Below are 14,164 nucleotides of genomic sequence, written 5' to 3' on the forward strand. Positions count from 1 at the left end.
TACCGCAGGACCGATACATCCGCGCATTCACGAGAGGAATATCACATGCGTGTCTTCGTTACCGGTGCTTCGGGTTTTGTCGGATCGGCGGTGGTTCAGGAATTGATCGGCGCCGGTCATCAGGTGCTCGGTCTCGCGCGCTCGGATGCATCTGCCAAGGCGCTGGCCGACGCTGGTGCCCAGATCCATCGCGGCGATCTGGAGGATCTGGACAGCCTGCGCTCCGGGGCTGCCAATTCAGACGGCGTGATCCATACGGCCTTCATCCACGACTTCTCGAAATTCAAGGAAAACAGCGCAATCGACGCGCGTGCGATCGAGACGCTCGGCGATGTGTTGGCGGGCTCCGAGCGGCCCTTGATCGTAACTTCCGGCATGGCCTTCATCGCGCCCGGACGTCTGGCGACCGAAGACATGGGCCCGTCGAGCGCGTCGCCAAGCCCGCGCGTATCGGAGCAGGTCGCAGAACGTCTGGCGGCACGCGGCGTGCGTACTTCGTCGGTCCGGCTGCCGCCATCGGTCCATGGCGATGGCGACCATGGCTTCGTGCCGATGCTGATCAATATCGCGCGGGAGAAGGGCGCCTCGGCCTACTTCGGCGACGGTCTCAACCGCTGGCCCGCCGCACATCGGCTGGACGTCGCCCGCCTCTACAGGCTCGTCCTCGAGCGCGGTTCCGCCGACATTCGGTATCACGCCAGCGCCGAACAAGGCGTCGCATTCCGCGAGATTGCCGAGGTCATCGGTCGGCACCTGAACCTGCCAGTCGTCTCGAAATCGCCGGCCGAAGCCGCCGATCACTTCGGCTGGTTCGCAGGCTTCGCCTCGATGGATGCGCCGGCATCCAGCGACTGGACACAACGGCAGTTGGGGTGGCGACCAACGCAGTCAGGATTGATCTCGGACCTTGATCACGTCAGATATTTCGGCGGTTGAGTTCATATGAGCCGCAATGACGTGGGGCCACAAATTGGTTCGAATGACAGTTGGTCAACCGGATATCGTAACAATTTGAGCTAAGTCCCTGGGATCTCTACTGGATAATATATTCCATAATATACCTTATGCGAATCCGAGATATTAGCGTGTGGTCCCAGTTTCAGTTCTCTTAAAGCCGCACCCCGGCCACGCTCCCGCTATTTCCTGATCGCGTCGTAGACCAGCGTCTTCAGGATCGGCTGGATGCGGCCGCGCTGGGTCGGTGTTTGCACCATCAGGATCATCACCATGTCCTGATCCGGATAGGTCCAGAAGTAAGTCCCGGCGGCGCCGCCCCAGGCCATCTCGCCGACGAAACCCGGCACGCCGTCTTCGCCGGGTCCGGTGCGGACGCCGAAGCCGAGGCCGTAACCGAAACCGGCGCCGGGATAGTAATAGGCCCAGGGCTTCACATCGCTGGCCGGTGCGACCTGGTTCTGGCGCATCAGCTGGACCGACTCGGGCTTGAGGATTCGGACGCCGTCGAGCGCGCCGCCATTGATCAGCATCTGCAGGAAGCGCGCGTAATCGCCCGTGGTCGAGACGAGGCCGCCTCCTCCGGATTCCCATTTCCGCTTCAGCGTGGGATCGCTGATGGTCTCGTTGCCGATGATGCGGTCAGTTGGCATCGGCTGCGCAATGCGCGGCGCTTTGGCGGGATCGAGCACGTAGTAGCCGGTGTCGGTCATGCCCAGCGGATCGAACAGATACTGCTTCTGAAAATCGTACAGCGACTGGCCTGATGCGATCTCGATGACGCGGCCGAGCAAATCGGTCGAATGGCCGTAGTCCCAGACTGTGGCTGGCTGATAGGCCAGCGGCAGTTTCGCAAGCCGCGCCGCGAAATCGGCATTGTCGAAATCGCCGTCGAACAGGCCTGCATCGAGATAAAGCTGCGTGATCAGCCCGAGATTGGTGAAGGCCGAACTGATGCCGGACGACTGCCGCATCAGGTCGAGCACGGTGATGGGCTTCAGCGCCGGTGTGAAGTCGAGATAGGGTTTGCCGCTGGCATCCGTGCGCTCGGTCGCGACCTGCGGATGCGCGTAGGCCGGAATGTATTTGGCGATGGGATCATCGAGCCTGAGCTTGCCCTGCTCGACCAAAATCATTGCCGCGACCGATGTCACCGGCTTGGACATCGAATAGAGCCGGAAGATCGTATCCGTCGTCATCGGCGCCATGGTCTGCGGATCGCGGACGCCGAAACCTTCATAGTAGACCGGCTTGCCACGGTGCTGGATCAACATGATCGCGCCGGCGAGATGCCCTTGGCCGACTTCCCGGTCGAGCATGTCGGAGACGCGGTTCAGGCCGTCCTGCGAAAAGCTGCTGAGGTCAGGCTTGTCGGTCAGCAGGCTGGTGCCTGCCAATGCGGGCGTGACCAGCGCTGCGGCGATGGTGAGGACGGACAGGAAGTCGCAAGATCGTCGCAAGATTGACACTGGATTTCCGCAAGCCGGCTTGAACACGGCCGGACGTTAACATCGAGATATTTCAGATGCTTGTCGGAAAATCACGCAATTTGCCGATATCGCGATTTTACAGCGATTGCCGGCCCCAGGTGAATCACAAATGCGCGTCGGGTTTGCTCACGCTTCCGGGCGGCGGAAACCGGATCGTGGTGCCCAAAGTGATCCAGTTGGAATTCTCCCCGGTGATGTTGCGGCCATAGATCACGTCGACCGAGAAGATGTCGTTGGGCCGATAGCGCACGCCGGTCTGGATGCGTGGCTGGATCACGCTGGCGAATTCGGCGCGACCCGCCTGCCCGTATAATTCGACGGTGTATTCCAGCACGTCGGTGAACTTCCAGTCGAAGCCGACGCCGTAGGTGAAGTAGTGGCGATCGATCACGCGATCCCACAGCCAGCCGGCATTGAGATTGATGCGTGTGGTTTCGGAAAAGCGATAGGTCGCCGGAATCTCCGCAAACACCGCTGTGTTCTGGCCGGTCACGGCGTCGAATGTGCCGCTGGCCAGCGCCGATACGCCGAATTTTCCGATGCCCGTCGGTTCGATGTTGATCTTCGCCTTGGGCGCCAGAGTGGTGCTGAACTCGCCATCGGAGCGGCTGTGATTGGTGAGCACGCTGAGTTCGACCGGACGCGTAATCTCAACGACACAGGACGGATTGGCCACCGCCGCAAAGTCGCTGTTGGTGGCCATCGAATACCAGCTCTCGACCTTGCAGGAGCCGAGGTCCGAAATATCGGCCGCATCGACCGCATAGGCGCCATTGGCCGCCTCCGCGTGGCCGCCCGCCACCAGCAGCGCGACCAGAACAAAACCGAACAGCGTCAGCGCGCGATAATGAGGAGCAGCCATGTCGCAGGACTAGCTGAGTCCCGAAATCCTCGACAGAACAATCGCGCCTCGCTTATCCTGTTTGGCATGAGCGAACACCATCATGACCACGACCACGATCATTCCGAATTGTCGGAGACCGAGCTGCGCGTCCGTGCACTCGAGACCATTCTGACCGAGAAAGGCTATATCGATCCAGCGGCGCTGGACGCGATGATCCAGGCCTATGAGACCAAGATCGGCCCGCATAACGGCGCCTTGGTGGTCGCGAAAGCCTGGACCGATCCGGCCTTCAAGGCGGCGCTACTGGCCGATGGCTCAGCGGCAGTCGGCACGCTTGGCCATGTCAGCCGCACCGGCGATCATCTCGTGGTGGTCGAGAACACGCCCGAGCGCCATAACATGGTCGTGTGCACGCTGTGCTCCTGTTACCCTTGGGAAATGCTCGGCTTGCCCCCGGTCTGGTACAAGGCCGCGCCCTACCGCTCCCGCGCCGTCAAGGATCCGCGCGGCGTGCTGGCAGACTTCGGCTTCACAATCCCGAATGACACGGAAATCCGCGTCTGGGACTCGACGGCTGAAACGCGTTTCCTGGTGTTGCCGATGCGTCCTGCAGGCACCGAGGGCTGGAGCGAAGAACAACTGGCCGAACTGGTCACGCGCGACTCCATGATCGGCACCGGTCTCGTCCTGACGCCGGGAGCGCCATCATGAACGGCGTCCACGACATGGGCGGCATGGACGGTTTCGGCAAGGTCGAGCCGGAACCGAACGAGCCGATGTTTCATGCGGAGTGGGAATCCCGCGTGCTGGCCATGGTGCGGGCTATGGGTGCGGCAGGCGCCTTCAACATCGACGCCTCGCGCTTCTACCGCGAAACGCTGCCGCCGGACGTCTATCTCTCCAGCAGCTACTACAAGAAATGGTTTCTCGGCCTTGAGGATATGCTGGTTGAGCGTGGCTTCCTCGCTGCCGATGAGATCAAGGCCGGCCACGCATCCGTGCCGCCGAAACCGCTGAAGCGCGGCAACTTCACCGTTGATAGTGTCGAGCGCGTGTTGACCCGCGGCTCGTTCACGCGCCCTGCTTCGGCGCCTGCCGCATTCGCGATCGGCGATCGCGTGCGGATGAAGAACATCCATCCGACCACCCATACGCGCCTGCCGCGCTATGTCCGCGGTCATGTCGGCGTGATCGAGCGCATACACGGCGCCCATGTCTATCCCGACACTGCGGCGCATGACCAAGGCGAAAATCCGCAGTGGCTTTATACCGTCGTGTTCGACGGCGCCGAACTGTGGGGACCCGATGGCGATCCGACGCTGAAAGTGTCGGTCGAGGCGTTCGAGCCATATCTCGCCCCGGCGTAATTGCCTCAGTGCGCCCGTACGTCGCCCGCCAGGCCCGCGAGTCTGGCGGGATCGATGACCGTCAAGCGGCCGCGACCGGCTTTCAGGATCAACATCCGGTTCCAGGCCGAAACGGTGCGGCTGACCGTGAACAGCGTGGTGTCGCTGAGTTCGGCCAGTTCCTGGCGCGAGATCCTCAGTTCGATCGGAACGCACTCACCATCCGGATCTCCTTCCCGCACCAGGCGCAGAACGATCCGTGCGATACGTCGATCGGCATTCTCACTCGTTGCCTCGTGAAGACGGCGCAGCAGATGATCGGTTTGCCGTCCGACGATACCGAGGACATTGATCGCGAGCTGCGGGACAACATGCATCAGTCCGCTGAAGCGATCGGCGGACCAGCACAGCAGTTCGGTCGCGACTGTCGCGCGCAGGGTTGTCGGGCGAGAAAAATTGCCGAACATCGATGCGGCTCCGGCGAGATCGCCGCGTCGCATGAATTGCAGCGTTTTCTGCGCGCCATGCGCATCGATCATTGTCTTCTTGAGCTGACCATCGATGACCACAGCGATTATCGCCGGTACGTCGCCCTGTTGCCAGAGCGAACAACCGCAATCCAGAACGTGCTTTCTGCCAGCTTCGATGACGATGCCGCGTGCGCCCTCGTCCAGGCCCGCAAAAAGCGGCGTTTGACCAAACGAATTGCACATCTCACGATCCATTGCTCGCCTTCCGGAACGAGCGATTTCGCCGAGCAGCTGTCGCAATCAAATAAAACTGTCATCAAAGATTCTGATGCGAGCGGCTCTGCACGACGACATCGCGATCAGAACAACGATATCAAATAAATCCTCCGCAGAGTTTGTTGTTTGATCCAGCGCAAAGAAGGTGGGCGCTGCAGCAGGCATATTGCCCTCGCTCTAGGCGAATCTCGCTTCTTCTCCAGGCATATGGCCGCAAACCGAAGGGTGAGCGTATGGTGACGGACCAGAATATCGCTCAGCCTGCAGAGGCTCAAAGACGCAACAGCCGCATGTCGGAGTTGCTCGTCTTTCTCATGATCGTCGTTCTCATCTGGCCCGTCGTCGCGGTGGGCGTGGTCGGCGGTTACGGCTTTTTGGTCTGGATGACCCAGATGATTTTCGGGCCGCCCGGCCCGCCTCTGCTTCACTAGGACTTTCACATGACAGACAAACTCACCAGACGCGCTCTGTTGACCGGCGCGACCGCCGGCGCGTCCGCGCACGACAATGAGCACATCTCCAGCGCCGTCGTGTCGGTGCTTCCGGCCCATATCGACGCGGTATCTGCGCGGTTGTCGAGCCTTCCCGGTGTCGAGATACATCACCGCACGGCCTCCAAACTCGTGGCGGTCCTCGAAGGGCCAGGCAGCGGCGCACTAGGTGCGATGCTCGCAGACATCTCATCGTGGCCGGGCGTGCTCTCGGCCAACATGGTCTTCGAACAGCGTCTCGACTAGGAGAACGACGAAATGCCCCTTTCGCGGCGTGATCTACTCAAGGCTCAGGCAGCAGCCATCGCTGCAGCGGCGGCTGGCATCAACGTTCCGGCGGCCGCTCAGTCGATTGCCGGCGGCGTCGGGTCGCTGTCCATTAAATGGTCGAAGGCGCCGTGCCGGTTCTGCGGCACAGGTTGTGGCGTCATGGTCGGCGTCAAGGACAACAAGGTCGTCGCCACCCATGGCGACACGCTGGCAGAAGTAAACCGCGGCCTGAACTGCATCAAGGGCTACTTCCTCTCCAAGATTATGTACGGCGCCGACCGCCTGACCACGCCCCTCCTCCGCAAGAAGAACGGCGTGTTCGACAAGAACGGCGAACTCACGCCGGTGAGCTGGGACGAAGCATTCGACACCATGGCGCAGCGCGCCAAAGCGACGCTGAAAGAAAAAGGACCGACTGCAATCGGCATGTTCGGATCGGGTCAGTGGACGATCCTCGAAGGTTATGCCGCGACCAAGCTGATGCGCGCGGGTTTCCGCTCCAACAATCTCGATCCCAATGCACGGCATTGCATGGCGTCCGCGGCCGTGGCTTTCATGCGCACCTTCGGCATGGACGAGCCGATGGGATGCTATGATGACTTCGAGGCCGCCGATGCCTTCGTGCTGTGGGGCTCGAACATGGCCGAGATGCATCCGATCCTGTGGACGCGCCTCACCGATCGCCGCCTTGGTCATCCGCATGTGAAAGTCGCGGTGCTCTCGACCTTCACGCATCGCAGCTCTGACCTTGCCGACATCCCGATCGTGTTCAAGCCGGGCACTGATCTTGCCATTCTCAACTTCATCGCCAACCACATTATCTCGACTGGTCGCGTGAACACCGAATTCGTCAACAACCATACGACGTTCGTGAAGGGCACGACGGACATCGGCTACGGGTTGCGTCCCGAACATCCACTGGAGAAGAAAGCCAAGGGCGCAGCCACGGCCGCAGCGACGACGCCAATCGATTTCGCGGCCTACGCCGAATTCGTGAAGGACTATTCGCTCGAGAAGGTGTCGAAGCTGACCGGTGTCGAGCCCGGCTTTCTGCTGGAACTCGCCGAGCTCTATGCCGATCCGAAGCGCAAGGTGATGTCGCTCTGGACCATGGGATTCAACCAGCATGTCCGCGGCGTCTGGGCCAATCAGCTCGTCTACAACATCCATCTGCTGACCGGCAAAATCTCTGAGCCCGGCAACTCGCCGTTCTCGCTGACGGGACAGCCATCGGCCTGCGGCACGGCGCGCGAGGTCGGCACCTTCGCGCACCGCCTCCCCGCCGACATGGTGGTAACCAACCCGGAGCACCGCAAGCACGCTGAAGAAATCTGGCGCGTGCCGCATGGCCTCATGCCCGACAAGATCGGTTATCACGCCGTCGAGCAGGACCGCATGTTGCATGACGGCAAGCTGAACTTCTACTGGGTTCAGGTGAACAACAACGTGCAGGCGGCGCCCAACAGTTCGGGTGAGACATATCCGGGCTATCGCAACCCCGCCAACTTCATCGTCGTATCGGATGCCTATCCGACGGTGACGGCGATGTCCGCCGATTGCGTGTTGCCGGCGGCGATGTGGGTCGAGAAGGAAGGCGCCTACGGCAATGCCGAACGACGCACCCATGTCTGGCGCCAGCTGGTCAATGCGCCCGGCCAGGCGCGCTCGGATCTCTGGCAGCTGATGGAATTCTCGAAGCGGTTCACGACGGACGAAGTGTGGCCCGCCGCCCTCCTCGACGCCAATCCGAACTACAAGGGCAAGACGTTGTTCGACGTGCTGTATCGCAACGGCGAGGTCGACAAATTTCCCGTCGGCGAAATCCCCGCTGACTATGAAAACCACGAGTCCAAGGACTTCGGTTTCTATGTGCAGAAGGGGCTGTTCGAGGAATATGCCACGTTCGGCCGCGGCCATGGCCACGACCTCGCCCCTTGGGACACCTATCATGAGGTGCGCGGATTGCGTTGGCCGGTGGTCAATGGCAAGGAGACCAAGTGGCGCTACCGCGAAGGTCTCGATCCCTACGTCAAACCGGGCAAGAAGATCGAATTCTACGGCAACCCGGACGGACGCGCGCGCATCATCGCGGTGCCCTATGAGCCGCCGGCCGAGTCGCCCGATGCTGAGTTCGATCTCTGGCTGGTGACCGGCCGTGTGCTGGAGCACTGGCACTCCGGTTCGATGACCATGCGCGTCCCCGAACTCTACAAGGCGTTTCCCGGCGCGCGCTGCTTCATGCATGCCGAAGACGCGCGCGCACGCGGCTTGAACCAGGGCGCCGAAATCCGGCTGATGTCGCGGCGCGGTGAGATCCGCACGCGCGTTGACACGACCGGACGCAACCGCATGCCCCGCGGCGTGGTGTTCGTGCCGTGGTTCGATGCCAGCCAGCTGATCAACAAGGTCACGCTGGATGCAACCGACCCGATCTCCAAACAGGCGGACTTCAAGAAATGCGCGGTCAAGATCGTTTCCGTTTAAGTGCGATGAAGACGGTCATCGCGGCAATCATCGCCGGCGCCATGGTGCTGGTGTCCGGTGCGATCTACGCGCAGTCTGTCCAGACAACGCCACGGATCGTGCCGCGCGTCACCGGCGCAGCGCAGCCGATGGGCGACGTTCCTGCGCCGCCCTTCCCGCGGCCCGTCACCGACGACAAGCGCGTGATGCGGAACTATCCGGAGCAGCCTCCGGTCATTCCGCATTCGATCGAGAACTATCAGCTCACGCTGCGAGCTAATCGCTGTCTTGAATGCCATCGCCGCGAATATACCGAAGGCTCCGGTGCGCCGATGATCAGCATTACGCATTTCATGGATCGCGACGGCCAGATGCTCGCCGATGTGACACCGCGACGCTATTTCTGCACGGCCTGCCACGTGCCGCAAACCGATGCGCGTCCGCTCGTCCCGAACACCTTCACCGACATGAAGGCATCCGGCAGGTGAGCGCCATGAAGTGGTTGATATCCAAGTTTCTGTGGTTCTGGCGTATCGCCAGCCGACCGGCCACGCATATCAGTCTTGGCGTTCTGGCGCTGGGCGGCTTCCTCGGTGGCGTGATTTTCTGGGGCGGCTTCAATACGGCGCTGGAAGTCACCAATACCGAGAAATTCTGCACCGGCTGCCATGAGATGCGTGACAACGTGTATCAGGAGCTGCAGCGAACGCCGCATTTTGCCAATCGGTCCGGCGTGCGTGCCACCTGCCCGGACTGTCACGTGCCGCATAACTGGACCGACAAGATCGCGCGCAAGATGCAGGCGTCGAAGGAAGTGTGGGGTAAGATTTTCGGCACGATCTCGACGCGCGAGAAGTTCCTCGACATGCGTCTGGAGCTTGCCAAACATGAATGGGCGCGCCTGAAGGCCAATGACTCGCTGGAGTGCCGCAACTGCCACTCGGCGATCGCAATGGATTTCGCCAAACAGGCGCCCCGCGCGGCGGCGATCCATGCCAAGTTCCTCGTCACCGGCGAGCGCACCTGTATCGATTGCCACAAGGGCATCGCGCATGAATTGCCTGACATGTCCGGGATCGAGCCCGGCTGGAGCGCCCCGGCCGAACTTCGCGACCGCCATAGCCACCACACGCCCGATGCGGATCGGTTGTCGCGCTATCTGGCATCGGTGAAGGAGACGCAGCCGTAGGGTGAATGAGCGAAGCTGACCCACCCTACGGCACAGCTCAGTTCATCGTGATGTTGGCCTTCTCGATCACGCCCTTCCAGCGCTGCGTTTCGCTGGTGATGTATTTGGCGAATTCATCCGGCGGGACCGCCACGGCGACGGCGCCGAGCTCGGACATCTTCTTCTTTGTCTCCGGCTGCTGCATGAATTCGCGGATCGAGACCGACAGTCTGTCGGTGATGGCTTTCGGCGTTCCGGCCGGTGCCATGAAGCCGTGCCAGGCGACGGCCTCGAAACCCGGAAGGAATTCGGACACCGCCGGCAGGTTCGGATCGAACTCGGCGCGTTTCGGCGAGGCCGTCGCCAGCATCGCGAGCTTGCCGGCCGCCGCATGCGGCAGCAGCAGCGGCACGTTGTCGAAGGCGATATCGATCTGGCCGCTCAGCAAGTCCGTAACCATCTGGCTCGAGCCCTTGTAGGGCACGTGCACCATCTTGGTGCCGGTCATCTGCTGGAACAGTTCGCCGGCAAGATGCTGCGTGGTGCCGACGCCGGCCGAACCGAATGTCACCTTGTCGGGATTGGCTTTGATATAGGCGATCAGGTCCGGCACCGTGCGCGCCGCGATCCTGGTCGGGTTCACCACCAGGACATTCGGCACCATGCTGATCTGCGCGATCGGCACGAGATCCTTTTCGGGATTGTAGGACAGTTTTGCGCCATACAGCGTCGGATTGATCGACAGCGCCGAGGTGCTGGCAAGGCCGACCGTGTAGCCGTCGGGCGCCGCGCGCGCGACGCGGGTGACGCCGATGATACTGCCGGCGCCGCCGACATTCTCGATGATGACCGTGGCGCCCATCTTCTTCTGCAGATGCTCCGACACCATGCGCGCAAAGATATCGGCGGTGCCGCCGGCGGCAAACGGAACAATGCTGGTGATCGGGCGGCTCGGGTAATTCGCGTCCTGGGCCGTCGCTTGCGTGAGCGTGCCGAGCGTCAGGCAGGCAGCCATCAGGATTGAACGAAGTCTCATTGAACATTCCTCCATGTGTTTTCTATTTTGATCGTCGGCGTCCTTTGGTGGACGCTCGATAGCGCAGGTGGTGACGAATGTGACGTCGTCACCACCTGCGCGGTCGCCTAGTTCATCGTGACGTTGGCCTTCTCCATCACACCCTTCCAGCGCAAGGTCTCGCTGGCGATGTATTTGGTGAACTCATCCTGCGGAATGGCGACAGCCACCGCGCCGAGTTCGGCCATCTTCTTCTTCGTCTCCGGCAGGCTCATGAAGTCGCGGATTTCCGCCGACAGCTTGTCGACGATCGGCTTCGGCGTTGCCGCCGGCGCGATGAAGCCGTGCCATGCGACAGCCTCGAAGCCCGGTAGGAATTCGGCGACGGCCGGGACATTCGCATCGAACTCGGCGCGCTTCGGCGTTGCCGTAGCGAGCATCGCCAGCTTGCCGCCGGCCACATGCGGCAGCAGCAGCGGGACATTGTCGAAAGCGATGTCGATCTGACCCGAGATCAGGTCGGTGACCATCTGGCTTGAGCCCTTGTAGGGCACGTGAACCATCTTGGTGCCGGTCATCTGCTGGAACAGCTCGCCGGCAAGATGCTGCGACGTGCCTGGTCCGGCCGAGCCGAACGTCACCTTGTCTGGATTGGCCTTCATGTATTCGATCAACTCCGGCACCGTGCGGGCCTTGATGCGATCGGGATTCACCACCAGCACGTTAGGCACGATGCTCACTTGCGCGAAAGCCACCAGATCCTTCTCCGGCTGGAACTGAAGCTTGCTGCCATAGAGCGAGGGCGCGATCGCCAGCGGCGATGTGCTGGCGAGGCCGATCGTGTAGCCATCAGGCTGCGCCTTGGCGACACGGTTGACGCCGATATTGCCGCCGGCGCCGCCCATATTTTCGACCAGCACGGTAGCGCCGAGTTTCTTCTGCAAATTCTCCGAGACCATGCGCGCGATAATGTCCACGGTGCCGCCGGCCGCGAAGGGCACGACGATGGTGATCGGCTTGGTCGGATATTTTGCGTCCTGCGCGCCCGCCTGCCCGACGGCGCCCAAGGCGACACAGGCCGCCATCAGGATCGATGTCATTCTCATTGGTGTTTCCCTTCTGAATTGATGATCTGAAGTCGTTCGAAACAAGCGGATGCCAGCGCACACGCGCCTAGGCAGGCAGCACTTTTCCGGGATTCATGATGTCGTTCGGATCGAGCATCTGCTTGACGCTGCGCAAGAGCCGCAGCTCGGTCGGCTTGGTGACGCGTGCAAGCCGTTCGCGATTGGCGATGCCGATGCCGTGCTCGGCACTGATGCTGCCGCCGAGCGCGACGGTCTCTTCATCGACGATGCTGTTGATGCCGCGGATCGTGTCCTGGATCTGATCCTTCTGGTTCTGCTCGAGGCCGGGAATGATCGCGAGGATGTGGATGTTGCCGTCGCCGATATGGCCGTGCATCACGATACGTGCATCAGGCCGATAGGCAGCGATGCGCTTCTCCACCTGCGTGACGAAGGTCGCCTGCTGCGACAAGGGCACGGCGCTGTCATGCGAGATGACGTAACCAGCCTTTTTGCTGCCTTCCGATACGCTGTGACGGATCTTCCAGAACGCTGCGGCCTGCGTCTCGGTGGAGGCGACCAGCGCATCGGTGACCAGCTCGCGCTCATAGGCATTGCTGAGCAACGCTTCGAGCGCTGCATTCAGATCGACCGACACCAGCGTATCGACGAGTTCGATCAGCACATACCACGGCGTATCCAGCTCGAACGGGATGTTCACCAGCGGCAGGTTTTCGGCGATCACCTCGATCTGGCCGCGCGACATCACCTCGAAGGCGCCGATGCGGTCACCGAGTTCGGTACGTGCCTGCGCGAGCAGGTCGAGTACCGCGTCGATACTGTTCAGCTTGGCGAAGGACACTGCCCTCGCCCGCGGCTTCGGAAACAGCTTCAGCACTGCGCCGGTGATAATGCCGAGCGTACCTTCGGCGCCGATGAAGAGCTGCTTGGTGTCAAAGCCCGTGGAGTCCTTGCGCAGGGCCGTCATGCCGTCGAGGATCTCGCCATCGGGCAGGACGACTTCGAGGCCGAGCGCGAGTTCGCGTGTGGTGCCATAGCGCAGCACCGCGGTGCCGCCGGCATTGGTGGAAAGATTGCCGCCGATCTGGCACGAACCTTCAGCGCCAAGGCTGAGCGGAAACAGGCGGTCGATATCGTCCGCTGCCTTCTGGATGTCGGCGAGGATGCAGCCGGCGTCGACGGCGATGGAATCGCCGAGACGGCTGACACTGCGGATCTTGTTGAGGCGATCGAGACGCAGCACAATCATGGTGCGCTCGCCGAGCGGGGTCGCCGCGCCGCACATGCCGGTATTGCCGCCCTGGGGTACGATGGCGATGCCGGCGGCCGCGCAAGCCTTGACGATGGAAGAGACTTCCTGCGTCGAGCCAGGCTTCACGACGGCCAGCGCCTTGCCGTGATAGCGGCCGCGCCAGTCCACCACATAGGGTTCGAAATCGCCGCCGGGACCGATCAGGTGTCGGTCGCCGACGATGCCGGCCAGCGTTGCAAGAAATGCGGTATGGTCAGTCAATTCACTCTCCCCGTCACCGGAACGAGAGATCGAGCAGACGGCCTTCGAACAGGCGGTCGCGCGACGTTTCGAGATGGAGACGCATGGCCGTGCGCGCTGCCTCGGCGTCGCGATCACGGATAGCTTCAAAAATACTGCTGTGTTCCTCGAACACCTGTTCGAGGCCGGGCCGCGGGCCCATCAGCGACAGGCCGTGCAGCTTCATGCCGACAGCGACGTGGTCCTTGAGGGCGTTCAGCGAGGTCGCGAAATAGTGGTTGTTGGTCGCCTCGGACACGGCGAGATGAAAAGCATAGTCAGCGTCTTCGCGATGCTTGCGCTTCTTCGTCGCCTCGCGCAGCAGGCCGAGGGCGGCTTCCATCTTGCCGAGATTGTCGTCGCTGCGTCGGAGCGCTGCAAAATGCGCGGCATCGGCTTCCATGGTGATGCGGAATTCGAAGCAGCGCTGGATGTCGGCGATGGTCTCCACCCGCGCGAAGCCGAGTGGCTGTGGCTGCGCACGCATCTGGACGAAACTGCCTGCGCCCTGTCGCGACGTGATCAGGCCGTCTTCGCGCAACCGGCCGAGCGCTTCGCGCAGCACCGGGCGGGAGACGTCGAACATATCAGCGAGTTCGTGCTCGCCGGGCAGCTTCTGGTCCGGTGCGTAGTCGCCATTGGCGATGCGCTGCGCGAGTTCGCCATAGACCTTGTCGACGAGCGAACCGGCGGCACCGCGCGGACGCGGCGCTTCAGGCAATTCAGAGGGATCAATCGGCTTCATGATCGGTCAAACC

Annotated in this window: 15 protein-coding genes; 8 read left to right on the top strand and 7 right to left on the bottom strand. The window is 61.9% G+C overall.

From position 1 onward, the window contains the following. Positions 1 to 45 precede the first annotated feature (45 nt). Positions 46 to 936: an SDR family oxidoreductase gene (locus SFY93_RS18610; RefSeq protein ID WP_320444153.1), complete on the top strand. Its 891-nt coding sequence runs from the start codon at positions 46 to 48 to the stop codon at positions 934 to 936. Between the two features lie 200 nt (positions 937 to 1,136). Here SFY93_RS18610 and SFY93_RS18615 read toward each other — a convergent pair whose 3' ends face one another. Both SFY93_RS18615 and SFY93_RS18620 read right to left on the bottom strand, forming a co-directional pair. Then, complete coding sequence (locus tag SFY93_RS18615) at positions 1,137 to 2,423, bottom strand: serine hydrolase domain-containing protein (protein ID WP_320444154.1); 1,287 nt, start codon at positions 2,421 to 2,423, stop codon at positions 1,137 to 1,139. Positions 2,424 to 2,547: 124 nt separating this feature from the next. After that, positions 2,548 to 3,306 carry a PA4824 family protein gene (locus SFY93_RS18620; RefSeq protein ID WP_320444155.1) on the bottom strand — a complete coding sequence of 253 codons (759 nt, stop codon included), beginning with the start codon at positions 3,304 to 3,306 and terminating at the stop codon, positions 2,548 to 2,550. A 66-nt stretch (positions 3,307 to 3,372) separates the two neighbouring features. Here SFY93_RS18620 and nthA point away from each other — a divergent pair, with 66 nt between their 5' ends. Next, complete coding sequence (gene nthA / locus SFY93_RS18625) at positions 3,373 to 3,999, top strand: nitrile hydratase subunit alpha (RefSeq protein WP_320444156.1); 627 nt, start codon at positions 3,373 to 3,375, stop codon at positions 3,997 to 3,999. Continuing rightward, the gene (gene nthB, locus SFY93_RS18630) at positions 3,996 to 4,655 is read left to right on the top strand and encodes a nitrile hydratase subunit beta (protein WP_320444157.1); all 660 of its coding nucleotides are present in this window, start codon (positions 3,996 to 3,998) and stop codon (positions 4,653 to 4,655) included. The genes nthA and nthB overlap by 4 nt, the downstream gene beginning before the upstream one ends. Before the next feature lie 5 nt (positions 4,656 to 4,660). Here the strand turns inward: nthB and SFY93_RS18635 are convergent, their stop codons facing one another. Further along, positions 4,661 to 5,404, bottom strand: a complete 744-nt coding sequence (locus tag SFY93_RS18635; protein WP_175369020.1) for a Crp/Fnr family transcriptional regulator — start codon at positions 5,402 to 5,404, stop codon at positions 4,661 to 4,663. Positions 5,405 to 5,613: 209 nt separating this feature from the next. Between SFY93_RS18635 and SFY93_RS18640 the strand changes: the two genes are divergently transcribed. Genes SFY93_RS18640 through SFY93_RS18660 form a run of 5 tightly spaced genes read left to right on the top strand, consistent with a single transcriptional unit; the run spans position 5,614 to position 9,793 of the window. Then, a complete protein-coding gene (locus SFY93_RS18640; protein WP_320444158.1) occupies positions 5,614 to 5,811 on the top strand; it encodes a nitrate reductase in 198 nt (65 codons plus the stop codon). 9 nt (positions 5,812 to 5,820) lie between these two features. After that, positions 5,821 to 6,117 (top strand): chaperone NapD, encoded by a 297-nt coding sequence (locus tag SFY93_RS18645; protein WP_120289713.1) that lies wholly within the window; start codon positions 5,821 to 5,823, stop codon positions 6,115 to 6,117. A 12-nt stretch (positions 6,118 to 6,129) separates the two neighbouring features. Then, positions 6,130 to 8,625 (top strand): periplasmic nitrate reductase subunit alpha, encoded by a 2,496-nt coding sequence (gene napA, locus SFY93_RS18650; protein ID WP_320444159.1) that lies wholly within the window; start codon positions 6,130 to 6,132, stop codon positions 8,623 to 8,625. After that, complete coding sequence (locus tag SFY93_RS18655; protein WP_175369017.1) at positions 8,598 to 9,092, top strand: nitrate reductase cytochrome c-type subunit; 495 nt, start codon at positions 8,598 to 8,600, stop codon at positions 9,090 to 9,092. Before napA ends, SFY93_RS18655 begins: the two co-directional genes overlap by 28 nt. Positions 9,093 to 9,097: 5 nt before the next feature. Continuing rightward, complete coding sequence (locus SFY93_RS18660) at positions 9,098 to 9,793, top strand: NapC/NirT family cytochrome c (RefSeq protein ID WP_320444160.1); 696 nt, start codon at positions 9,098 to 9,100, stop codon at positions 9,791 to 9,793. A gap of 37 nt (positions 9,794 to 9,830) precedes the next feature. On the opposite strand, the gene SFY93_RS18665 is transcribed toward SFY93_RS18660, so the two are convergent. From SFY93_RS18665 to SFY93_RS18680, 4 genes are all read right to left on the bottom strand, one after another. Further along, the gene (locus tag SFY93_RS18665) at positions 9,831 to 10,808 is read right to left on the bottom strand and encodes a Bug family tripartite tricarboxylate transporter substrate binding protein (RefSeq protein ID WP_320444161.1); all 978 of its coding nucleotides are present in this window, start codon (positions 10,806 to 10,808) and stop codon (positions 9,831 to 9,833) included. Between the two features lie 107 nt (positions 10,809 to 10,915). Next, complete coding sequence (locus SFY93_RS18670; RefSeq protein ID WP_320444162.1) at positions 10,916 to 11,893, bottom strand: Bug family tripartite tricarboxylate transporter substrate binding protein; 978 nt, start codon at positions 11,891 to 11,893, stop codon at positions 10,916 to 10,918. A 67-nt stretch (positions 11,894 to 11,960) separates the two neighbouring features. After that, entirely contained in the window at positions 11,961 to 13,388 is a 1,428-nt protein-coding gene (locus SFY93_RS18675; protein WP_320444163.1) for an FAD-binding oxidoreductase, read from the bottom strand. Between the two features lie 13 nt (positions 13,389 to 13,401). Continuing rightward, positions 13,402 to 14,151, bottom strand: coding sequence for a FadR/GntR family transcriptional regulator (locus SFY93_RS18680; RefSeq protein WP_320444164.1), 750 nt, complete (start codon positions 14,149 to 14,151; stop codon positions 13,402 to 13,404). Between the last annotated feature and the right edge of the window lie 13 nt (positions 14,152 to 14,164).

This window comes from Tardiphaga sp. 42S5 (assembly GCF_034044155.1).
Lineage (GTDB): Bacteria > Pseudomonadota > Alphaproteobacteria > Rhizobiales > Xanthobacteraceae > Tardiphaga > Tardiphaga robiniae.

What these genes read in the sequence shown, in the direction of transcription:
- SFY93_RS18610 (WP_320444153.1), top strand. Translation starts at nt 46, where the DNA reads ATGCGTGTCTTCGTTACCGGTGCTTCGGGTTTTGTCGGATCGGCGGTG.
- SFY93_RS18620 (WP_320444155.1), bottom strand. Translation starts at nt 3,306, where the DNA reads ATGGCTGCTCCTCATTATCGCGCGCTGACGCTGTTCGGTTTTGTTCTG.
- nthA (WP_320444156.1), top strand. Translation starts at nt 3,373, where the DNA reads ATGAGCGAACACCATCATGACCACGACCACGATCATTCCGAATTGTCG.
- nthB (WP_320444157.1), top strand. Translation starts at nt 3,996, where the DNA reads ATGAACGGCGTCCACGACATGGGCGGCATGGACGGTTTCGGCAAGGTC.
- SFY93_RS18640 (WP_320444158.1), top strand. Translation starts at nt 5,614, where the DNA reads ATGGTGACGGACCAGAATATCGCTCAGCCTGCAGAGGCTCAAAGACGC.
- SFY93_RS18645 (WP_120289713.1), top strand. Translation starts at nt 5,821, where the DNA reads ATGACAGACAAACTCACCAGACGCGCTCTGTTGACCGGCGCGACCGCC.
- napA (WP_320444159.1), top strand. Translation starts at nt 6,130, where the DNA reads ATGCCCCTTTCGCGGCGTGATCTACTCAAGGCTCAGGCAGCAGCCATC.
- SFY93_RS18655 (WP_175369017.1), top strand. Translation starts at nt 8,598, where the DNA reads ATGCGCGGTCAAGATCGTTTCCGTTTAAGTGCGATGAAGACGGTCATC.
- SFY93_RS18660 (WP_320444160.1), top strand. Translation starts at nt 9,098, where the DNA reads ATGAAGTGGTTGATATCCAAGTTTCTGTGGTTCTGGCGTATCGCCAGC.
- SFY93_RS18665 (WP_320444161.1), bottom strand. Translation starts at nt 10,808, where the DNA reads ATGAGACTTCGTTCAATCCTGATGGCTGCCTGCCTGACGCTCGGCACG.
- SFY93_RS18670 (WP_320444162.1), bottom strand. Translation starts at nt 11,893, where the DNA reads ATGAGAATGACATCGATCCTGATGGCGGCCTGTGTCGCCTTGGGCGCC.
- SFY93_RS18680 (WP_320444164.1), bottom strand. Translation starts at nt 14,151, where the DNA reads ATGAAGCCGATTGATCCCTCTGAATTGCCTGAAGCGCCGCGTCCGCGC.